Below are 15,737 nucleotides of genomic sequence, written 5' to 3'. Positions count from 1 at the left end.
AATGTGCGGGTTCGACACCGCCAGCGGCCTCAGACCGGGCTGCGGGCGAACACCAGAAATTCGCGGTTGCCGTCACCCCCGGTGATCGGGCTCTCGAAGTAGTCCAGCAGCGCAAGACCGCTGTCCTTGACCACCTGCTCGATGCGCTCACGCACCAGCGGGTAGCTGGCCTCGCTCTTGACCAGGCCGCCCTTGCCGATGTGCTCGGGTTGCAGTTCGAACTGCGGCTTCACCAGCATGAGCACATGCCCGCCCGCCTTGAGCAAGGGCATGAGCGCTGGCCACACGAGTGTTTGCGAGATGAACGACAGGTCGCCCACGATGAGGTCGAACGGTGGTGGTCCGCCCGCAGCCTGCAGCACATCGGCCGACAGGTCGCGAGCGTTGCATTTCTCGATGCAGACCACGCGCGCATCGCCGCGCAGCCCCGGATGCAACTGGCCCTGGCCCACGTCCACACCCACCACCTGCACCGCGCCGCGCTGCAGCAGGCAGTCGGTGAAACCACCGCTGCTCTGACCCACATCGAGGCAGCGCAGGCCGCGCACGTCGAGTGCCACGCGTTGCAGGGCGCCGTCGAGTTTGAGTCCACCGCGCGAGACGAACCTCGTCTCGGCGTTGTCCACCGCTTGCAGTTCCACCGTCTCGCGCAGCTCTTCGCCGTTCTTCGAGATGGTTTTCCAGTCGCCCGGAAGCAGTCGCCAGCGCACGCCCGATGCAATCAGCCGTTGGGCTTGCGACTTGGAAGCCGCCAGCCCGCGCTCGACGAGCAGTTGGTCTGCCCGCATGGGGCTCAGTACCGGTAGGTGTCCGGCTTGTACGGGCCAGCCTTGTTCACACCGATGTAAGCGGCCTGCTCGTCGGTCAGCTCGGTCAGCATCGCGCCGACTTTCTTCAGGTGCAGGCGAGCAACCTTCTCGTCCAGGTGCTTGGGCAACACATAGACCTGGCCCACTTCGTACTTCTGCGGCTGGGTGAACAGCTCGATCTGCGCGATGGTCTGGTTCGCGAACGAGCTCGACATCACGAAGCTGGGGTGACCGGTGCCGCAGCCCAGGTTCACCAGGCGGCCCTTGGCCAGCATGATGATCTTCTTGCCGTCGGGGAAGGTCACGTGGTCGACCTGGGGCTTGATCTCGTCCCAGTTGTACTTCTCGATCGAGGCGATGTCGATCTCGTTGTCGAAGTGGCCGATGTTGCAAACGATGGCCTGGTCCTTCATCGCGGCCATGTGGTCGTGCGTGATGATGGACTTGTTGCCCGTGGTGGTCACGAAGATGTCGGCCTTGTCGGCGGCGTATTCCATGGTCACGACCTTGTAGCCTTCCATCGCGGCCTGCAGGGCGTTGATGGGGTCGATCTCGGTCACCCAGACCTGGGCCGACAGCGCGCGCAGGGCCTGGGCCGAGCCCTTGCCCACGTCACCGTAGCCGGCCACGCAGGCGACCTTGCCGGCGATCATCACGTCGGTGGCGCGCTTGATGCCGTCGACCAGCGATTCACGGCAGCCGTACAGGTTGTCGAACTTGCTCTTGGTCACCGAGTCGTTGACGTTGATGGCGCGGAACGGCAGCGTGCCCTTCGCGCTCATTTCCTTCAGGCGGTGCACGCCGGTGGTGGTCTCTTCGGTCACGCCGATGATCTGCGCGGCCTTGCGGCTGTACCAGGTCGGGTCCACGGCAATCTTGGCCTTGATGGCGGCGTACAGGCAGGTCTCTTCTTCGCTGGTCGGGTTGGCCACCACCGAGATGTCTTTCTCGGCCTTCTGGCCCAGGATCATCAGCAGCGTGGCGTCGCCGCCGTCGTCCAGGATCATGTTCGGGCCTTCGCCTTCGGTGCCGGCGGCGCCGAATTCAAAGATGCGGTGCGTGAAGTCCCAGTACTCGGTGAGGGTCTCGCCCTTGTGCGCGAACACCGGCGTGCCTTGCGCCACCAGTGCGGCGGCGGCGTGGTCTTGCGTGGAGAAGATGTTGCAAGAGGCCCAGCGCACGCTGGCACCCAGGGCTTGCAGGGTTTCGACCAGCACCGCGGTCTGGATCGTCATGTGGATGCTGCCGGTGATGCGCGCGCCCTTGAGCGGCTTGGCAGCAGAGAATTCTTCGCGGATGGCCATCAGGCCAGGCATTTCGGTCTCGGCGATCTTGACCTCTTTGCGGCCCCATTCGGCCAGGGAGATGTCGGCGATCGCGCAATCGGTGAGGGGGGTGTTCAGACGTGCATTCATGGTTCGCTCCAGAAGGGATGGACAAACCACATCGGCGGGCGAAAAAAAACTCATCGCACGGGATGTGGATGAGCGTCGTTGCATGGATGGTCCGAGCCTCACGCCCCGCTTCTGAACTGGTCAGTGGGGACGCTGCAACGCTCCTCGGATGCGGGATTTTAGCCCAGCATGCCGCCGGGTGTGTGGTCTGTGATGCCGGAGACCTGCCAATTTGTAAGCCTGTGCGACACTGCCGGCCCCATGCCCACCATCCCCGCGCCCTCCCCGCTCGACCTGTGGCCCACCGCGGCGCGCGAGCGCATCCACGGCGTGCTGACCGACATCGACGACACCCTGACGACGGACGGTGCCATCACGGATGACGCCCTGGACGCCCTGCACCGCCTGCGCGCCGCCGGTCTGCCGGTGCTGGCGATCACGGGCCGGCCAGCGGGCTGGAGCGAAGCCTTTGCCCTGGCCTGGCCGGTGGACGCCATCGTGGCGGAGAACGGCGCTGTGGCGCTGTGGCGCGGCGCTGATGGACGGCTCTGCCGCGACTACCTGCAGGACGCGGCCACGCGAACCACCAACTTCGCCCGCCTGCAGGCTGTGGCGCAGCGCGTGCTGCGTGAATTGCCACAGACCCGCCTGACCACCGACAGCCCCGGGCGCGAGACCGACATCGCCATCGACCACAGCGAGTTCGCTCACCTGGGCGAGGCCGAGATCGCGCAGGTGGTGGCCCTCATGCGCAGCGAGGGGCTCAACGCCACCGTGAGTTCGATCCACATCAACGGCTGGATCGGCGAACACGACAAGCTCGTCGGCGCGCGCTGGATCGTGCGCACGCGCCTGGGCCGCGACCTCGACGCCGAACTAGACCGATGGGTCTACGTGGGCGACTCGACCAACGACGCCCGCATGTTCGGCCACTTCCCGCACAGCGTGGGCGTGGCCAACGTGGCGCGCTTCTGGGCAGCGCTCCGCCACCACCCGCGCCATGTGACGCAGGGTGAGCGCGGCGCGGGCTTTGCGGAGGTGGCCAACGCGGTGTTGAATGCACGGTCGACATGAGCGAACACCCGTTGCCACCCCAGCACAGCCATGCCATCACCGGCACCGCGCCCGGCACGCCCGTGCCCACGCAAGCGCGCCTCGGGCTGGTGGCGATCTTCGGCTCCACCTTTTTCCAGCTGGTGGGCTACTTCATGCTCATGCCCCTCTTGCTCTTGCGGCTCAAGGGCGACGGCGTGTCCACCGCGCTGGCGGGTGTGTTCGTGGCCACGGGGTGGCTCGGTGTGTTCGCCATGACGCCGTTCGCCTCGGCCATCACACAGCGACTGGGCCGGCGGCCCTCGCTCCGGCTCGCGGCCTTCGTGCCGGTGGTGGCCATCAGTGGTTTCCTCTTCAGCAACTCGCTGGTGCTGTGGTTCGTCTGCATCCTCATCGAGGGCATGGCCGCCGGCCTGCGCTGGGTGCTGGCCGAAGCGGTGGTCGCGGAGTTTTCTCCACCTGCGCAGCGTGGGCGCAATGTCGGCATCTTCGAAACCATGGTCGGCACCACCTTCGTGCTGGGCCCGCTGGTGCTGGCCTGGTTGGGCGCGCAGAGCGATGCCGCGCTCTGGCTGGCGCTGACGCTCACCGTGTTCGGCCTGGGCTGGAGCTTGCTCATTCCGCGCATGCCCGCCGCTGCCGACACGCACAGTGCGCAGGTGGGCCTGTCGGGCGTGTGGCACGCACTGCGCGCGCACCCGCTGATCATGACGGTGGGCTTCGTCGGTGGCTTCTTCGAGAGCGGCCTCACGTCCATCTTGCCGCTGTACGGCCTGGCACTCGGCCTGGGCGCCACCGCCGCTGCGCTGCTGGTCTCGGCCAGCGGTCTGGGCAGCGCACTCATGATGCTGCCCGCCGGCCTGCTGGCCGACCGCCTGGCCCACCACCCCAAGCAGCGCTGGGGCAACGCCCGCGCCACGCGCCTGAAGATCATGCGGGTGTGCGCGCTGATCACGCTGCTGGCCACGCTGGTGATTCCCTTCGTGGCCGACACGCCCTGGCTGGCCGCGCCGGTGGCCTTCCTGTGGGGCGGCGCCGGCGGCAGCCTCTACACCCTGGCCATGATCGACATCGGCTCGCGCGAAGACGGCATCACCCTGGTCAACAGCACCGCGGTGCTGGTGCTGTCGTACACGCTGGGCGGCGTGCTGGCACCGGCGCTGGGGGCCGCGACCCTGCAGTGGGCGCCCACGGTGGGATTTCCGGCGCTGCTGCTGTCGGTGGCCGGGGTGGGCTGGTGGCTGTTGAGAGGCGCCGCTCCGTCCCCATCTGCGGGAACCCCACCGGGTTAAGCTGCTCCCAAGGGTGCATTCCGCGTCATCCGCCCTGCGAAAGGACCCCCACATGGCCATCCCCTGGCTGCTCGCCCTCAAAGTGATCCCCTGGGGCGACGTGATCGAACACGCGCCCAAGGTGCTCAACGCCGCCCGCAAGCTGATGGACCGGCAAAAGGCGCCCGAGAGCCCCACCGCCACCGCCATGCCCATGGACCTCGTGTCGGACACGCCACCCAGCCTGGGTGAGCTGCGCAACCGGCTGATCGAAGCCCGGCAGCTGATCGATCAACAAGCCCAGACGCAGACCCAGATGGCTCAGACCCTGGCCGAACTCGCCGAGCAGAACGCACGCCTGGTGGCGGCCGTGGAGCTGCTGCGGGTGCGCACGCGGCTATTCATGTTTGTCATCGCCGCGCTGGTCATCGGCGTGGTCGTGCTGTTCGCGCGCTGATCAGCCCCGCTCGCTCTGCAGGTGGGCGTCACAACCCACCCCTGCGGCAATCCAGCGGCGCGCCAGTTGGCGCAGCACCGGCGCCGCCCAGCGCCAGCGTGGACCCAGAACGCCGGCGGCGTCGGTGATCGCGCCGCAGCGGTACACCGATAGCTGTTCGTCCCAACGCAACGCACCACAAGCGCCGTGCCGCCTGCGCGAGATCACCTGTCCGAGGGGGCAGGGCTCGGCCATGCAGCACACGCCACAACCATTGCACGGCGCGCCGAGCGTGGGCTGGGCCGGAGCGGACGGGTGGATGTGGATGACCTGGTGCTGCACCACGGCAGCTTAGCTCAAGCCCCGGTCAACGCCTGCCGGGCGCGCGCCGCGACGCTGTCGGCATCCACCTGGAAGAAGGCGCGCAGCGCGGCGCGCGTGTCGCTGCGGCCGAAGCCGTCGGTGCCCAGGGTGTGGAAGCGCCGGCCTTCAGGCACGAAGGCGCGCACGCTCTCGGGCACGGTGCGCACGTAGTCGGTCGCGGCGATCACCGGGCCCGCGCTGTTGGCCAGCAGGCGCGTGAGATGCGACTCCTCGCCGTTCACCACGCCGTCGCGCGCGAGTTCACTCCAGCTCGTGATGCTGAACACCTCCACGCCGATGCCCTGTGCGGCGAGCTGTTCGGCCGCCTTGAGCACCTCGGTGAAGATCGCGCCCGAGCCCAGCAGGGTGACACGCTGCCCGGCGTTGGCTGGACCGAACTGGCCGAAGCGGTAGCCGCCCTTGAGCACGCCTTCGGCCGCGCCCTCGGGCAGATCGGGCTGGGCATAGTTCTCGTTCATCAGCGTGACGTAATAGAACACGTCCTGCTGCTCGACCAGCATCTCGCGCATGCCCGCGTCCACGATCACCGCGAGCTCGCCCGCGAACGCCGGGTCCCAGGCCTTGCAGTTGGGAATGGTCGCGGCCACCAGGTGGCTGCTGCCGTCCTGGTGTTGCAGGCCTTCGCCGCCCAGCGTGGTGCGGCCCGAGGTGGCGCCGAGCAGGAAACCGCGCGAGCGCTGGTCCGCCGCGGCCCAGATCGCGTCGCCCACGCGCTGGAAGCCGAACATGGAGTAGTAGATGTAGAACGGCAGCATCGCCAGGCCGTGCACGCTGTAGCTGGTGGCCGCGGCGGTCCAGCTTGCCAGCGCGCCGGCTTCGCTGATGCCTTCTTCGAGGATCTGCCCGTCCAGCGCCTCGCGGTAGCTCAGCACCGAGCCGATGTCTTCAGGCGCGTAGCGCTGGCCCACGCTGCTGTAGATGCCGACCTGCTTGAACAGGTTGGCCATGCCGAAGGTGCGCGCTTCGTCGGCCACGATGGGCACGATGCGTGGGCCGAGCTGCGGATCCTTGAGCAGGCCACCCAGCATGCGCACGAAGGCCATGGTCGTGCTCATTTCCTTGCCGTCGGCCTTCAGGGCGAAGGTGGCGTAGGCCTCGATCGCGGGCACGGGCACCACCTCGCAGGCGGTCTCGCGGCGTGGCATGGCGCCACCGAGTTGTGCGCGGTGCTCGCGCAGGTAACGCATCTCGGCGCTGTCGTCGGCGGGTTTGAAGAAGTTGAGGCCGGTGGCCTGTTCGTCGGACAGCGGCAGGTTGAAGCGGTTGCGGAATTCGATCAGGTCGGCGCCGTCGAACTTCTTCTGGCTGTGCGTGGTCATCTTGCCCTGGCCCGCGCTGCCCATGCCGTAGCCCTTCTTGGTCTGCGCGAGGATCACGGTGGGCTGGCCGGTGTGGGCCGCGGCCGCGGCGTAGGCCGCATGGATCTTCACCAGGTCGTGGCCGCCGCGCTTCAGACGGTCGATCTGCTCGTCGGTCATGCCCTGCGCGAGGCGCGCGAGCTCTTCGTTCTGGCCGAAGAAGTTGTCGCGGTTGAAGCGCCCGTCCTTGGCGGCAAAGGTCTGCATTTGCCCATCCACCGTCTGCGCGAAGGCACGCACCAGCGCACCCGTGGTGTCGCGCGCGAACAGGCCGTCCCAGTCGCTGCCCCAGACCAGCTTGATCACGTTCCAGCCCGCGCCCGCGAACAGTTTTTCCAGCTCGTCGATGATGCGGCCGTTGCCGCGCACCGGGCCGTCCAGGCGCTGCAGGTTGCAGTTGACCACCCACACCAGGTTGTCCAGTTTCTCGCGCGCGGCCAGCGTGAGCGCGCACATGCTTTCGGGCTCGTCCATCTCGCCGTCGCCGAACACGCCCCAGACCTTGCGGTTTTCGCAGTTCTGCAGGTTGCGGTGCGTGAGGTAGCGCATGAAGCGCGCGTGGTAGATCGAGCTGATCGGGCCTATGCCCATGGAGCCGGTGGGGAACTGCCAGAAGTCGGGCATGAGCCACGGGTGCGGGTAGCTCGAGAGGCCGCGCGCGCCGCTGGCGGGTGCGGTGATTTCCTGGCGGTAGTGCAGCAGGTCGGCTTCGCTCAGGCGGCCTTCGAGGAAGGCGCGCGCGTACACGCCCGGCGCGCTGTGCGGCTGGAAGAACACCAGGTCGCCGCCGTGGCTGTCGCTGCGCGCGTGGAAGAAGTGGTTGAAACCGCTCTCGAACAGGTCGGCCGCGCTCGCGTAGCTGGCGACGTGGCCGCCGAGTTCGCCGTACGCCTGGTTGGCGCGCACCACCATGGCCAACGCGTTCCAGCGCATCAGCGAGGCCAGGCGTTCTTCCACCGCGAGGTCGCCGGGGAAGGCGGGCTGGTCTTCGACCGCGATGGTGTTGACGTAGGGCGTGTTGAGCTCGGGCTGCCAGGCCACGCGCTGTCCACGCGCCAGCCGGGCGAGCTCGTCCAGCATCTGGCGGGCGCGGGCCGGGCCCTGCGTCTGGACCAGCGCCAGAAAGGCATCGCGCCATTCGGCGGTTTCGTGCGGATCGGGATCATGGTCGATGTCGGGGCGGGCATTCATGGGATCACTGTACCGGTGACTCGCCGGCATGTGCTGCCAAACAGCTTGCAATACTGTCCTTTGGCAGCACAATCTGCCGCACTCCGTTCAATCGTCAACACAAGAAGCCATGGACCAGATCGACCGACGCATCCTTCACGAGCTGCAGCACGACGGCTCGCTGTCCAACGTGGCGCTGGCCAAGCGCGTGGGGCTGTCCCCCTCGCCGTGCCTGGCGCGGGTCAAGGCGCTGGAAGCCGCGGGCGTGATCCGCCAGTACGTGGCGCTGGCCGACGCGGCGAGCCTGGGGCTGGGGCTGAACGTGTTCATCAACATCAGCCTGAAGACCCAGCGCAAGGAAGCGCTGGCGCGCTTCGAGGAGCGCATTGCCGACCACGACGAGGTGATGGAGTGTTACCTCATGACCGGTGACTCGGACTACCTGATCCGCGTGGTGGTGGCCGACATGGCGGCACTGGAGCGCTTCATCCTGGACCGGCTGGCCCCCATCCCCGAGGTGGAGAAGATTCGATCCAGCTTCACGCTCAAGCAGGTGCGGTACAAGACCGCCCTGCCCCTGCCGCGCAACTGAGGTTCAGCTGCGCGCCAGCACCGGCCCCAGCACGCGCCCGGTGTGCGTGTCCAGCCGCACCACCTCGTCGGGCGGCGCGGCGGCCACGATGAGGCCACCACCGCCCCCGCCCTCGGGACCGAGGTCGATGATCCAGTCGGCTTCGGCCATCACGTCCAGGTCGTGCTCGATCACGATGACGCTGTGTCCACCGTCCACCAGGCGGTGCAGCACGCGAATGAGCTTTTCCACATCGGCCATGTGCAGGCCCACCGTGGGCTCGTCCAGCACATACAGCGTGTGCGGCGGCTTCTGGCCACGGCGCGTGATGTCGTCACGCACCTTGCTGAGTTCGGTCACGAGCTTGATGCGCTGCGCCTCGCCACCGCTGAGCGTGGGGCTGGGCTGGCCCAGCGTGAGGTAACCCAGGCCCACGTCTTTCAGCAGCTGCAGCGGGTGGCCGATGCTGGGCATGGCGGCGAAAAAGTCCACCGCCTCGTCCACCTCCATCTGCAGCACGTCGCCGATGCTCTTGCCCTTCCAGGTCACGGCCAGGGTCTCGGGGTTGAAGCGCGCGCCGTGGCAGACCTCGCAGGGCACTTTCACGTCGGGCAGGAAGCTCATCTCGATGGTGCGCATGCCCTGGCCTTCGCAGCCCGGGCAGCGGCCTTCGCCGGTGTTGAAGCTGAAACGGCCCGGGCCGTAGCCACGCGCCTTGGCTTCCAGCGTGTCGGCGAACAGCTTGCGCACCGTGTCCCAGAAACCGATGTAGGTGGCCGGGCAGCTGCGCGGTGTTTTTCCGATCGGCGTCTGGTCGACTTCGAGCACGCGGTCCACGGTCTCGAAACCGCTCACGCCGGCACAGCCGGACCACGCGGGGTATTGACCCTGGTCCATCGCGTCGCGGCCGGCTCTCGTGCTGCGCTGGGAGACAGCGGCGGCCACGTTGGTCAGCAGCACGTCGCGCGCGAGCGTGGACTTGCCCGAGCCGGAGACACCGGTGATGACGACCAGGCGCTGCAGCGGCACGGCGGCGTCGAGCTGGTTGAGGTTGTGAAGTTGGGCGCGGTGCACGTGGAGCCAGGGGGCACCCTCACCTTCTCCCGCTGGCGGGAGAGGGGGCAACACAGGCCTTCTGGCCTGCAGCGGATGCTTCATCGCATGCAGCAGGTAGCGCCCGGTCACCGACTCGGGGTTCGCCGACAGGTCGTCGACCGTGCCCTGCGCCACCACGCGCCCGCCGCGTTTGCCCGCGCTGGGGCCGATGTCGATGATGTGGTCGGCACGGCGGATGGTGTCTTCGTCGTGCTCCACCACCACCAGCGTGTTGCCCATGTCGCCGAGCTTGTGCAGCGCGTTGAGCAATATCGCGTTGTCGCGCGCGTGCAGGCCGATGGTGGGCTCGTCGAGCACGTAACACACGCCTTGCAGGTTGCTGCCGAGCTGCGCCGCCAGGCGGATGCGCTGCGCCTCACCACCGCTGAGCGTGGGCGCGCCGCGGTCCAGGGTCAGGTAGTTCAGGCCCACTTCTTCGAGGAAGGCGAGGCGGCTTTCGATTTCGGGCAACAGGTCGCGCGCGATGCCGGTTTCGCGGACGCTCATCACAAAACCCCGTTCGGGCTGGGCTTGTCGAAGCCCCTGCGAGTCTGGATGCCCTTCGACAGGCTCAGGGCGAACGGCATTGTTGATCAACGCCTGCACCCACTGCCGCACCTCGCGCACCGAAAGCCGCGCCACATCGGTGATGCCCACGGCGCTGAACTTCACCGCGCGGGCCTGGGCATTCAGCCGAGTGCCCGCGCAGCCGGGGCACACCTCGTCCACCAGGTCGTCCACCTCGGGTTCGGCAAAGCTCTGCTCGCGGCCACGCTCCTTGTCGTCGCGCACCGAATCGTCGAGCACGGTGCGCTGGTCGCGCGAGAGTTTGAGGCCAGTGCCCACACAGTCAGGGCACCAGCCGTGCTTGCTGTTGTACGAGAACAGGCGCGGGTCGAGTTCGGGGTAACTGGTGGCGCAGACCGGGCAGGCACGCGTGGTGGAGAACACCTCCAGCCGGCCGAGGTCACGCGTCGAAGTACCTTCTTCCAAAGCCCGAGCCAGACCGTCGAGCGGGTGCAGCACGTGCACCACGCCCTTGCCGATCTCCAGCGCCTTGGCCAGCTGGCTGCGAAGCTGGGCCTCCTGGTCGGCGCTCACCACGAAGTCGGCCACCGGCAGCTCGATGGTGTGTTCCTTGAAGCGGTCGATGCGCGGGAAGCCGGTGGTGGGGAGGAATTCGCCGTCCACGCGCAGGTGGGTGTGGCCGCGCGGGCGCGCCCAGTCGGCCAGCTCGGTGTAGACGCCCTTGCGGTTGACCACCAGCGGAGCGAGCAGGCCGATGTGCTGGCCGGCGTAGCGCTGGAGGATGGCGGCGGCGATGCTGTCGGCACTCTGCGGCATCACGGCCGCGCCGTCGTGCACGCAGTGCTGCGTGCCCAGCTTCACATAGAGCAGGCGCAGGAAATGCCAGACCTCGGTGGTGGTGCCCACCGTGCTCTTGCGCCCGCCGCGCGAGAGCCGCTGCTCGATCGCCACCGTGGGCGGGATGCCGTAGACCGCGTCCACCTCGGGCCGGCCCGCGGGCTGCACGATGCTGCGCGCGTAGGCGTTCAGGCTCTCGAGGTAGCGCCGCTGGCCTTCGTTGAACAGGATGTCGAAGGCCAGCGTGGACTTGCCCGAACCGCTCACGCCCGAGATCACGTTGAACTGGCCGCGCGGGATGTCCACGCTCAAGTTCTTGAGGTTGTGTTCCTTGGCGTTGACGATGCGGATGGCGTGGCCGTGTTTGTCGCTGCGGCGGGCGGCGGCGGCCAGGCCGCTGGACTGTCCCAGGTAGTCGGACGCGCGGCCTTCGCGCACCGCGTGCACCTCGCCCATGGACAGCGCGTACTCGCGCAGCGCCTTGGCGGTGTGGCTGCTCGCGTGTTCGCGCACCTGCTCGGGCGCGCCCTCGGCCACCACCAGGCCACCGGCGTCACCGCCCTCGGGGCCGAGGTCGATCAGCCAGTCGGCCGAGCGGATCACGTCCAGGTTGTGCTCGATCACCACCAGCGAATGGCCCGCATCGAGCAGCTTGCGCAAGCTTCGCATGAGCTTGGCGATGTCGTCGAAATGCAGGCCGGTGGTGGGCTCGTCGAACAGGAACAGCGTGCCCTTGCGCGAGAGCGGCTGGCGGCTCGCGCTCGCACTCTTGGAGGCGTCGGCCAGGAAGCCCGCGAGCTTCAAGCGCTGCGCCTCGCCACCCGAAAGCGTGGGCACGGGCTGGCCGAGCTTCACGTACTCCAGGCCCACGTCGACGATGGGTTGCAGCACGCGGATCACCTCTCTGTCGGCCTTGAAGAGCTCCGCCGCCTCGCTGACCGTCAGGTCCAGCACGTCGGCAACGTTGAGCGAGCGAGCGCCGCGTTCGATGCGCACCTCCAGAATCTCGGGCCGGTAACGCTTGCCATCGCAGTCCGGGCAGCGCAAATACACGTCGCTCAGGAACTGCATCTCCACGTGCTCGAAGCCCGAGCCACCGCAGGTGGGGCAGCGCCCGTCGCCGCTGTTGAAGCTGAATTTGGCGGGCGTGTAGCTGCGCTGGCGCGAGAGCGGCGCGTCGGCGAACAGCGCGCGGATGGCGTCCCACGCGCCCACGTAGCTCACCGGGTTGGAGCGCGCGGTCTTGCCGATGGGTGACTGGTCGACGAACACCACCTCGGAGAGCAGGTCGGCACCCAGCAAGCGGTCGTGCGCGCCGGGCGTGTCGGTGGACTTGCCGAAGTGGCGCAGCAGCGCGGGGGCCAGCACGTCTTGAATGAGGCTGGACTTGCCCGAGCCCGAGACGCCGGTGACCACCACCAGGCGCTGCAGCGGGAACTCCACCGACACGTCCTTCAGGTTGTGTTCGCGCGCGCCTTCAAGAATCAGGCGCGGCGTGCTGTCGGTCACCGCGCGCTTGAAACCCATGCCGATGGTCTTGCGCGCACCGAGGTAGGCGCCGGTGAGTGTGTCGGCCGAACGGATCTGCTCGGGCGTGCCGTCGAACACGATCTGCCCGCCGCGCTCACCCGGGCCCGGGCCCATGTCGATCAGGCGGTCGGCGGCCAGCATCACGGCCGGATCGTGTTCGACCACCACCAGCGTGTTGCCGGCGTCGCGCAGGCGCAGCATGGCGTCGTTGATGCGCGCCATGTCGCGCGGGTGCAGGCCGATGCTGGGCTCGTCGAGCACGAACAACGTGTTCACCAGCGAGGTGCCGAGCGCCGTGGTGAGGTTGATGCGCTGCACCTCGCCACCGCTGAGCGTGCGGCTTTGCCGGTCGAGCGTGAGGTAGCCGATGCCGACCTCGCAGAGGTAACGGATGCGGGTGTTGATTTCGTCGAGCAGGAGTTTGAGGGCCTGCGCCTGCCCGGTGTTCGGCTCCTTCTCCCCGCGCGTGTGGGAGGGAGCCAGGGAGGCAAAAAACACCCGCAACCGATCCAGCGGCAGCAACATCAGATCGTGCAGGCACAGACCGGGCAAGGCCTCCAGTTGCGTGCGTGACCACTTCACACCCTGCGGCAAGTAACGCTTCGCGGGCTTCAGCACCGCATCCGCCTGCGCCTTCGTGCCCAGGCGCCAGAGCAGGCTGTCGGTCTTGAGGCGCGCGCCGTGGCAACTCGGGCATTCGGTGTAGCTGCGGTATTTGGACAAGAGCACGCGGATGTGCATCTTGTAGGCCTTGCTCTCCAGGTATTCGAAGAAGCGGTCCACCCCGTACCAGTGCTGGTTCCACTTGCCGTTCCACTGCGGCGAGCCGGCCCTGACCCAGTGTTTCTGCTCATCGGTGAGCTTGGCCCACGGGGTGTCGCGCGGGATGCCGGCGGCCTCGGCGTGCCGCATCATGTCGTCCTGCGCCTCTTTCCAGGCCGGCGTCTGGAACACCTTGATGGCCCCGGCGCGCAGCGTGAGCTTGTCGTTCGGAATCACCAGCCCGTAATCCACCCCGATCACCCGCCCGAAACCCCGACAGGCCTCGCAGGCGCCCACGGCCGAATTGAACGAGAACATCGACGGCGTTGGCTCGCTGTAGCGGATGTCGCTCTCGGGGCAATGCAGGCCGGTGCTGAATCTCCAGATCTCGGGCTCCCCACCCAATTGGGGGTCAGATTCCGATTTCAGGGCATACACCATCAACTTGCCGCTGCCCCGCTTCAAGCCGACCTCGATGGCTTCCATCACGCGCGCCGGTTCGGTGGTGCCGATGCGGAAACGGTCGGCCACCACGTCGAGCACCTTGATCGACTCCATGGGCGCGGCCTTGGCCTTGCCTTTGGTCTTGGCCTTTTCATCGACCGGTGCGATGGCGCGCTGCACCACCCGCTCGGCCTGCACCCGCGTGTAGCCGCTGGCCGAAAGCCACTGTTCGATTTCTTCGGGCGTGGTGCTCGCGGGCAGCTCCACCGGGAAGGTGACGACGAGTCTGGGATCTCCCTGCGCCGCCGCGCGGGCACTCAGCTCCGCGTAGATCGACTCCGGCGAGTCGTGCCGCACCAGCGCCGCGGTGTCGCGGTCGAACAGCTCGGCACCGCGCGCGACCAACAGCTTCAGGTGGTCGTTGAGCTCGGTCATGGTGCCGACCGTGGAGCGCGAGCTGCGCACCGGGTTGGTCTGGTCGATCGCGATCGCCGGTGGCACGCCCTCCACCCGGTCCACCGCGGGTTTGTCCATGCGGTCGAGAAACTGGCGCGCATACGCGCTGAAGGTTTCCACGTAACGGCGCTGGCCCTCTGCAAACAGGGTGTCGAACACCAGGCTCGACTTGCCCGAACCGCTGGGGCCGGTGACGACCGTGAGTTCGCCGGTGCGGATGTCGAGGTCGATGTTCTTCAGGTTGTGCTGGCGCGCGCCGCGGATGCGGATCAGGCCAGTGCCACCTTCCGTCGGTCGGTCGCGCCCCTCATCGTCGGACGCGGGTGCAATCGCGTCCACAGGCAACTCGGCGGGCAAAAAGGCATCGGACATGCAGGGGCTCCAGAGGGGGACGCAAAGATTCTACGGAGCCGCGTGACATACCCCCTGCCGTGTACGTCATACCCACAATTTCCCGCCCGACCAGGCTGCCTAGACTGTGCCCATCTTCGGAGACAAACCCATGAAAAAAAACTTCACCTCCTGGCCCAGGAGCCTCGCCACCCTCGGCCTGGCCGGCCTCATCACCATCACCCTGCCCGCCTGGGCGCAACTGCGCATCGGCAATCCAACGGGCATCACCGGCTCGGTGGCGGCCGGGGTGAAAGAGAACATCGATGGCGCCAGGCTGTACTTCGACGCGGTCAACGCGCGTGGCGGCGTCAACGGCCAGAAGATCGAGCTGGTGTCGGTCGACGACAAGTTCGACCCCAAGGTCACGGTGGAGGTCTCGCGCCAGCTCATCACCGAGCAGAAGGTGCTGGCCTTGTTCCTGAACCGAGGCACACCGCATTCACAGGCCCTGCTGCCCATGCTCGCCGAGTTCAAGGTGCCGCTGGTGGGCCCGAGCACGGGCGCCATGGTGCTGCACGAGCCGGTGAACCCCTGGGTGTTCAACGTGCGCGCCACCTACCAGCGCGAAGCCGCCAAGGCCATCGAGCACCTGGCGAGCATCGGCATCACGCGCATCGCGCTGCTGGAGACCGACGACTCGTTTGGCGCCGACTCGGCCGCGGGCGCTCTGAAAGGCTTCGCCACCGTGAAGCAGACGCCGGTGTTGCAGGAAAAATTCCCGCGTGACAAACCCGACTTCACCGAACTGGCGGCTCGTGTTGCCAAAAGCAACGCCCAGGCGGTGATGGTCATCGGCTCGGCCGGCAACGCCGCCAACGGCATGAAGGCGATCCGCGCGGCGGGCTCGCGGGCCCAGTTGGTCACGCTGTCCAACAACGCCTCCGACGGTTTCATCAAACTGCTCGGCGAACACGCCCGTGGCGTGATCGTGACGCAGGTGTTCCCCAACGAACGTTCGGTGGCCTACCCGCTGATCAAGGAAGCGCAGGACCTGGCCAAGGCCAAGGGCCTGGAGGGTGTGTCACCGGCCATGATGGAAGGTTTTGCCGCGGCCAAGGTGATGGCGGAAGGCCTGCGCCGCGCCGGCCCCAACCCGACACCGGTGGCCTTGCGCGACGCGCTGGAAGGCATGCGCAACTACGACATCGGTGGTCTGCAGATCAACTACAGCGCCACGGACCACACCGGTCTGGACTTTTCCGATTTGTCGATCGTGAACGCCAACGGAAAATTCATGCGCTGATCG

10 protein-coding genes and 1 riboswitch are annotated in these 15,737 nt (G+C 67.5%); of the genes, 5 read left to right on the top strand and 5 right to left on the bottom strand.

Going from position 1 to position 15,737, the window contains the following annotated elements; genetic code table 11:
- Positions 1–29: 29 nt before the first annotated feature.
- Both IV113_RS11735 and ahcY read right to left on the bottom strand, forming a co-directional pair.
- On the bottom strand, positions 30–788 hold the full coding sequence (locus IV113_RS11735; RefSeq protein ID WP_291084897.1) for a TlyA family RNA methyltransferase: 759 nt from the start codon (positions 786–788) through the stop codon (positions 30–32).
- Positions 789–793: 5 nt separating this feature from the next.
- On the bottom strand, positions 794–2,224 hold the full coding sequence (gene ahcY, locus IV113_RS11730; protein ID WP_291084894.1) for an adenosylhomocysteinase: 1,431 nt from the start codon (positions 2,222–2,224) through the stop codon (positions 794–796).
- 63 nt (positions 2,225–2,287) lie between these two features.
- Positions 2,288–2,375, bottom strand: a riboswitch (S-adenosyl-L-homocysteine riboswitch).
- A gap of 89 nt (positions 2,376–2,464) precedes the next feature.
- On the opposite strand from ahcY, the gene IV113_RS11725 reads away from it, so the two are divergent.
- From IV113_RS11725 to IV113_RS11715, 3 genes are read left to right on the top strand one after another with little or no spacing between them, the layout of a single operon-like run.
- Positions 2,465–3,277, top strand: coding sequence for an HAD-IIB family hydrolase (locus tag IV113_RS11725; protein ID WP_291084891.1), 813 nt, complete (start codon positions 2,465–2,467; stop codon positions 3,275–3,277).
- Positions 3,274–4,548, top strand: a complete 1,275-nt coding sequence (locus IV113_RS11720) for an MFS transporter (protein ID WP_291084888.1) — start codon at positions 3,274–3,276, stop codon at positions 4,546–4,548. Before IV113_RS11725 ends, IV113_RS11720 begins: the two co-directional genes overlap by 4 nt.
- Positions 4,549–4,600: 52 nt before the next feature.
- Complete coding sequence (locus IV113_RS11715) at positions 4,601–4,984, top strand: hypothetical protein (RefSeq protein ID WP_291084885.1); 384 nt, start codon at positions 4,601–4,603, stop codon at positions 4,982–4,984.
- Here IV113_RS11715 and IV113_RS11710 read toward each other — a convergent pair whose 3' ends face one another.
- Positions 4,985–5,305: a hypothetical protein gene (locus IV113_RS11710; protein WP_291084882.1), complete on the bottom strand. Its 321-nt coding sequence runs from the start codon at positions 5,303–5,305 to the stop codon at positions 4,985–4,987.
- Between the two features lie 14 nt (positions 5,306–5,319).
- Complete coding sequence (mdeB, locus tag IV113_RS11705; RefSeq protein ID WP_291084880.1) at positions 5,320–7,896, bottom strand: alpha-ketoglutarate dehydrogenase; 2,577 nt, start codon at positions 7,894–7,896, stop codon at positions 5,320–5,322.
- Between the two features lie 109 nt (positions 7,897–8,005).
- Here mdeB and IV113_RS11700 point away from each other — a divergent pair, with 109 nt between their 5' ends.
- Positions 8,006–8,467, top strand: a complete 462-nt coding sequence (locus tag IV113_RS11700; RefSeq protein ID WP_291084877.1) for an Lrp/AsnC family transcriptional regulator — start codon at positions 8,006–8,008, stop codon at positions 8,465–8,467.
- A gap of 3 nt (positions 8,468–8,470) precedes the next feature.
- Here IV113_RS11700 and uvrA read toward each other — a convergent pair whose 3' ends face one another.
- The gene (uvrA, locus tag IV113_RS11695; protein ID WP_291084873.1) at positions 8,471–14,470 is read right to left on the bottom strand and encodes an excinuclease ABC subunit UvrA; all 6,000 of its coding nucleotides are present in this window, start codon (positions 14,468–14,470) and stop codon (positions 8,471–8,473) included.
- Between the two features lie 130 nt (positions 14,471–14,600).
- Between uvrA and IV113_RS11690 the strand changes: the two genes are divergently transcribed.
- Positions 14,601–15,734, top strand: a complete 1,134-nt coding sequence (locus tag IV113_RS11690; RefSeq protein WP_291084870.1) for an ABC transporter substrate-binding protein — start codon at positions 14,601–14,603, stop codon at positions 15,732–15,734.
- The last annotated feature ends 3 nt before the right edge of the window (positions 15,735–15,737 follow it).

Source organism: Hydrogenophaga sp. (assembly GCF_018780385.1).
Taxonomy (GTDB): Bacteria; Pseudomonadota; Gammaproteobacteria; order Burkholderiales; family Burkholderiaceae_C; genus Hydrogenophaga.
This window is presented reverse-complemented; position numbering and strand designations above follow the sequence as displayed.